The 5,044-nt window shown below is 48.4% G+C and carries 5 protein-coding genes and 1 pseudogene; 1 reads left to right on the forward strand and 5 read right to left on the reverse strand.

Annotation, left to right across the window (positions count from 1 at the left end; translation table 11 throughout):
- Positions 1–47: 47 nt before the first annotated feature.
- Positions 48–887 (reverse strand): helix-turn-helix transcriptional regulator, encoded by an 840-nt coding sequence (locus ABSB80_RS13115; RefSeq protein ID WP_428371082.1) that lies wholly within the window; start codon positions 885–887, stop codon positions 48–50.
- Between the two features lie 753 nt (positions 888–1,640).
- On the opposite strand from ABSB80_RS13115, the gene ABSB80_RS13120 reads away from it, so the two are divergent.
- Positions 1,641–3,212 (forward strand): hypothetical protein, encoded by a 1,572-nt coding sequence (locus ABSB80_RS13120; RefSeq protein WP_428371083.1) that lies wholly within the window; start codon positions 1,641–1,643, stop codon positions 3,210–3,212.
- Between the two features lie 195 nt (positions 3,213–3,407).
- Here the strand turns inward: ABSB80_RS13120 and ABSB80_RS13125 are convergent, their stop codons facing one another.
- The 4 genes and pseudogenes from ABSB80_RS13125 to ABSB80_RS13140 form a co-directional block, all read right to left on the reverse strand.
- Complete coding sequence (locus tag ABSB80_RS13125; RefSeq protein WP_428371084.1) at positions 3,408–3,830, reverse strand: P-II family nitrogen regulator; 423 nt, start codon at positions 3,828–3,830, stop codon at positions 3,408–3,410.
- Positions 3,827–4,183 carry a P-II family nitrogen regulator gene (locus tag ABSB80_RS13130; protein ID WP_428371085.1) on the reverse strand — a complete coding sequence of 119 codons (357 nt, stop codon included), beginning with the start codon at positions 4,181–4,183 and terminating at the stop codon, positions 3,827–3,829. Before ABSB80_RS13130 ends, ABSB80_RS13125 begins: the two co-directional genes overlap by 4 nt.
- 233 nt (positions 4,184–4,416) lie before the next feature.
- Positions 4,417–4,746 (reverse strand): P-II family nitrogen regulator, encoded by a 330-nt coding sequence (locus ABSB80_RS13135; protein WP_428371086.1) that lies wholly within the window; start codon positions 4,744–4,746, stop codon positions 4,417–4,419.
- 13 nt (positions 4,747–4,759) lie between these two features.
- Positions 4,760–5,044 (reverse strand): annotated as a pseudogene (locus ABSB80_RS13140) (ammonium transporter); the annotation flags it as partial.

Here is a 5,044-nt window from a genome sequence, read left to right on the forward strand (position 1 = left end):
GAGCTGACCTGAAATCACGAATATTCCAGATTCAGAAGAAAGAAATTTCATGCAAGATCATTCTCGCTAACCTTGACAGGTTTATACAATTTGTCTGGATAGAGGTTTTCTACAGAGCAAATTTTTTCTGATAGTTTGATGTAATGCGAAAAGATCCGCTCTCCCCATCTCCGTGCCGAAGCGTCATAGCTTACGCAATCGTTTTTGGAATCGAACACGCCGTTGTTATAGAATAATGAGATGGAAAAATAGGAGTCCGAGACAACAAAGGAGAACTTGATGTCATGCTTTTGCACATACAGATTAGCCTTGTCGCATTTCAGCCATTCCTCTAGGAGATCACGGTATTTCTCCTTCACGACCTTGAACACACCTTGCGTCAGGATGAGGTGGGACTCAACACCCTTTTTCGCAAGGTTCAGGAAGAAATTCGGGTACCGCGGGTGGACCGTATGGGATATGCCCTTGATGACTTTCGAGTTCGAAATATTTTTCAAAAAGATGTTAATATCAAAAATTTCCTCATCCGAATTTTCAATGATCTGGTAGTTCCCGAGTTCTCGGATATGGAGGAGAATGTCATGGGGCAGTACTTCGATATTATGTTCGTTCCAGAATTTTTTATGCTTATCAAACACTTCCATTGTCCTGATCAGGGGCTCCATGTGCGCAGTAAGCACCCTTCCCATGGGTGTTAAGGAAAATTTCCTGCCATCTCGTTCAATAAGGTACTCTTCTTCGAGAATTTTTACCTGCGGAAGCATGCCTGTAGAAGTGACCCTGAGGGTCTGTTTGATTTCATCCCATTCCTTTGGCCCGCTGTTCAGAAGTATCAGGAGATTCCGTCGTTTGTCGGAAGCTGAAATGACATTCAGGAGATCGCTCATTCTTTCACCGGGTGTTATGATAACCTCATTGTCATATGAGAAAAAACCTCCTGAAATGCGATTACGGGACCTGCCCTTGTACGGTGAGCCGGACATCGACCAGATGGCATCCGCCCTTGGCCTTGAATGTCCTGGAACAACGGTTCTTCATTGCTATCATCACGGGGGATTATAAAATTCCTCGCGCATACCAATCGGATTGTGATGGTGATCCCTATCCTTTCAGTCTGACGCATGGAAAAACCGGGATAATACCGTCTGGACCCGGATTAGGCAACGGTCATGTGGCAAAGGAAACAGACCGGCGATAAAATGATCGAGAACAAAGATTTCAATTATAATATAAAAGTTGTGTATAATTTTAATAATGTTAAAATTTTTAATGATGTTATAATCGTACATTCAGATAACAATATACTAGAACTGGTCTGATAATTGGTTGGTGTGTGGATCTGTACCAGCATAGCATCACATCCACAACGGGTCACACACTCCGCAGCTGGTGCCGTCTACCGGGTGGCCAGCTGCATTTTCATCCATAACAATGAATGGGAACAAGACGATCATCGGTCTCGGGTATTGGCCTGCATATCAGGAATCTCCGGCGGAACCCCTTTCGTACTACGGTTCACAGGAAATTGCAGGAACCATTGTTGAGGTATATGAGTATGAGTATAATGTGCTCATTCCCGCCTCATTGGATATCACTGGACCTGGTGAAACAAGTGCGGAAATTATCATGCGTGATCCGGTATGAAGAATCAGGTTATCGGTATGACTGCATCCATCGAACCAGAAAAGAGCACAATTGGCAAAATTACCGCGTCCGGAGAGATCATTGACGCATCAAGAGAGATTCTCCAGGCTGTGAGCCGGATAATCCAGATCTCTCCTGTCCCCCAGTTTCTGATAGACCAGGACCACCATGTGATCTGCTGGAATGGAGCCCTTGAAAAGGTAACCGGCATAAAAGCAGAGGATATTGTCGGGACCTCCGAGCAGTGGAAGGCTTTCTATCCGGTACAACGGCCGTGCCTTGCCGATCTCCTTGTTGACGAGAATTACAGGGAGCTAGGGGCTTGGTACCCTGACAAATATTCCCCATCTAATCGTGAAGAAGATGCCTACGAAGCCACGGATTTCTTCCCTCAGATTAACGGCGGCAAATGGCTGCATTTCGCCGCAACTGCAATCAAGAACCGGGACGGTGCCGTTATCGGGACTGTTGAGACCGTGGAAGAGGTTACCGGGCGGAATCATGCGGAACCGCCATTTGAGGAGGTTGGTGCGGTCCTCCACAGTTTCGATGGTAATACTGACATTATATGGGGGATAGCCGAGATCGTGGAAAATATCATTACTGACATATCGGACAGTCCAACTACCGCTGATACATGGAAAAAGCAAGAAATAAAAAAATTTGCCAGAACTGTTCCGTTTACGGACACGTTTTCGGAAGACAATCTCCTATGGATCGAACGCGTGAAAGAGAGCCACCATATCGATAAGCCGGTCACATTTGAATATGTAAAACGGTCCCTCGAGGGAGAACGCTGCCTTTCCTCAACGGTCTGCTATCTCGGGACATCGACACGCGGACACCAGCGGTTTGCCTATATGGTCCACGACACCACCGGTCAGAAATGGGCAGAACATGCGCTCAAACTCTCCAACCGGAAACTGCATCTCATGAATATCATTGCTTGGCATGAGATACAGAACAAGGTTACCGGAATCCGCGGGTTTGTTGAACTTTCAAAAGATCTGGCTGCAGATGAGGACACCCGGTTCTATATTGAAAAAGAAGAGGAGATTCTCAAGCAGATCCACGGGCTGATCCAGTGCTCGATCGAATACCAGCAGATCGGTATGAAGCCTCACCACTGGGAAAATGTCAGGAATACCATCAGTACAGTCATCGCTATAATGGAGGTGGATTCTCTCCAGATGGATCTTGACGTTGGCTCCCTGGAACTGTTCTGCGATCCGATCCTTGGAAGGATGTTCTCACTCCTGATTGAAAACACGATAAAAAATCTCCATACCTCCCCAAAAATCCACATCTGGTACAAAGAAACCACTGAAGGTCTGACCCTCTTCTATCAGGACAACAGTGCCGGTATTCCATTGACTCAGAAAGAGAGCCTGTCAGCTGGCACTATCATCAAGGCCGAGGACTTTTTTATGGCATTTGTACATGACATCCTCGAATTTTCCGGTATGGGAATCAAGGAGACCGGGGAACAGGGAGGGGGAGTATGTTTCGAGATATCTGTCCCCGGAGACCGGTACCGGTTCGGTGACAACAGCAGGCATGAAGATTAGTAAGGATCTTTTCTGGCAGTAAATTTGGGAAACGGGTCGGAATTTCAGCCACGGACCCCGTTGCAGGGAGCTGCCTCAATAAGGCGCGGCATGGACAATGCCGGATACTGGTACTACGAGAGATTCAAGAGCAGGTGGTGAATGTGACGTGGCATGCCGATCAGAAAAAACACCGGAACTGTATCGGAAGGCATCTCATGATGACGTCAGGTTACCCGGTTCTTCTGTACGTACGCTTATCACACCGACTACGGGACAGATGAAGATTTTACCGTCGCCTTGGCGCCCGCTCTGGTTGGCGTTGATGAGCAGCTGGACGATGGAGCGGACATCTTCATCAGCTGCAGCGATCATCAGCATCCGTTGGGGAATAAACCCCAGCTCATATTCCTTCTCTTCGGGCTTGTCCAACCCGCTGACTGGACACCGCTTGTGCAGTGGATGGATACCTAAATTCCGTTGTGCGGTACCTTCAGGGTCAGGTACGCGGATCGTATCTTTCTGCTGTCCACGGCCTGTGACATGAAGATATGTTACTCGTTTAATACCTGCGGCTGCAAGAGCATGTTTTGTCTTTTCGACAGCTTCGTCCCGGATTACTGCGATAACCTGTTTCATGGACCCGGGGCCCCAATCGTTTTCAAAGTGGCGCGGATCGTGAATGATTCATCGACATAGGTCACAAAGATCTTCCCCTCGTCAATCGTCCCCTCATCTGTGCTTGTCGAACTGACGGTCCTGGCTTCGTTTCTGATGATTATCACCGCTTTCGCCACTTCATTGTCTGGAAGTACTATCATCAGGATCTCTTTTGGGATCTCTGAATAATGGACAGGCTGATCAGTGATTCCCAGTTCTTTCCCATACCCGGTCACGGGAAGCCGAGTCATCGCACTCATGCCGGCCTTTTCCATCGCATCGATCACCCGCTGGGAAGATCCCGGCCTGATGACTGCCCAGATCATCTTCATGGACTCACCCGCTGAGTTCCTCTATTGGTCGTACCACCGTTGCCACATTTAGTTGTACGGGATCGCATAGTTATGCTCAAAAAATTGCCGGGCCTATTGAAAGGGAGCCGGTCGTTTGTTTCTAGTTGGACATTTTTGTGGATATCCCCCTGCCCTATCTGACCGGCTGGGGGGTTATGAAACCCCGGCCGGAAAGGGAGAAATTTTATTCGGTTTTTCTTTTCAGATCGAGGCTACACCTCCGTCTCTCCGGTCCTGATCCTGATCGCCTTCTCAACAGGGATGACAAAGATCTTCCCGTCTCCGATTTTTCCGGTACGGGCCGATTCGGTGATGATGGCAACCACTGAATCTACATCTTTCTCTTTGATTACGATCTCGATCTGGATTTTGGGCAGGATATCAACGGTCATCAGGCCTCCCCGGTACTCAAGGGATATTCCTTTCTGTTCGCCCCGTCCCCGGACTTCCGTGATGGTCATGCTGATGAAGCTTTTTTCTTCAAGCGCTTTTTTAATGAACTCAAATCGTTCAGGTTTAATGATTGCTTTTACCAGTTTCATTCCTAATCCCTCCTTATCCGCAGCGCTCCCCGTGCTGCGAGATGTCAAGGCCGACATACTCTTCTTCTTCCGTCACCCGCAATCCAATCGTCTTGTCAACGATGAGTGCGAGGATGTATGTTACGACAAATGCGTAGACCAAGGCAGCACCGGCGCCAACTACCTGGGCAATGAATTGGTGGACATTTCCTTCCAGAAGCCCCGAAGCTCCATTGACCGCTGCTGCCGCGAAGATGCCGGTTGCGAGTGCGCCCCAGAGGCCGCCCATGCCGTGGACTGCCCAGGCATCAAGGCTTTC

This window comes from Methanoregula sp., from assembly GCF_050010295.1.
Classification (GTDB): Archaea; Halobacteriota; Methanomicrobia; order Methanomicrobiales; family Methanospirillaceae; genus Methanoregula.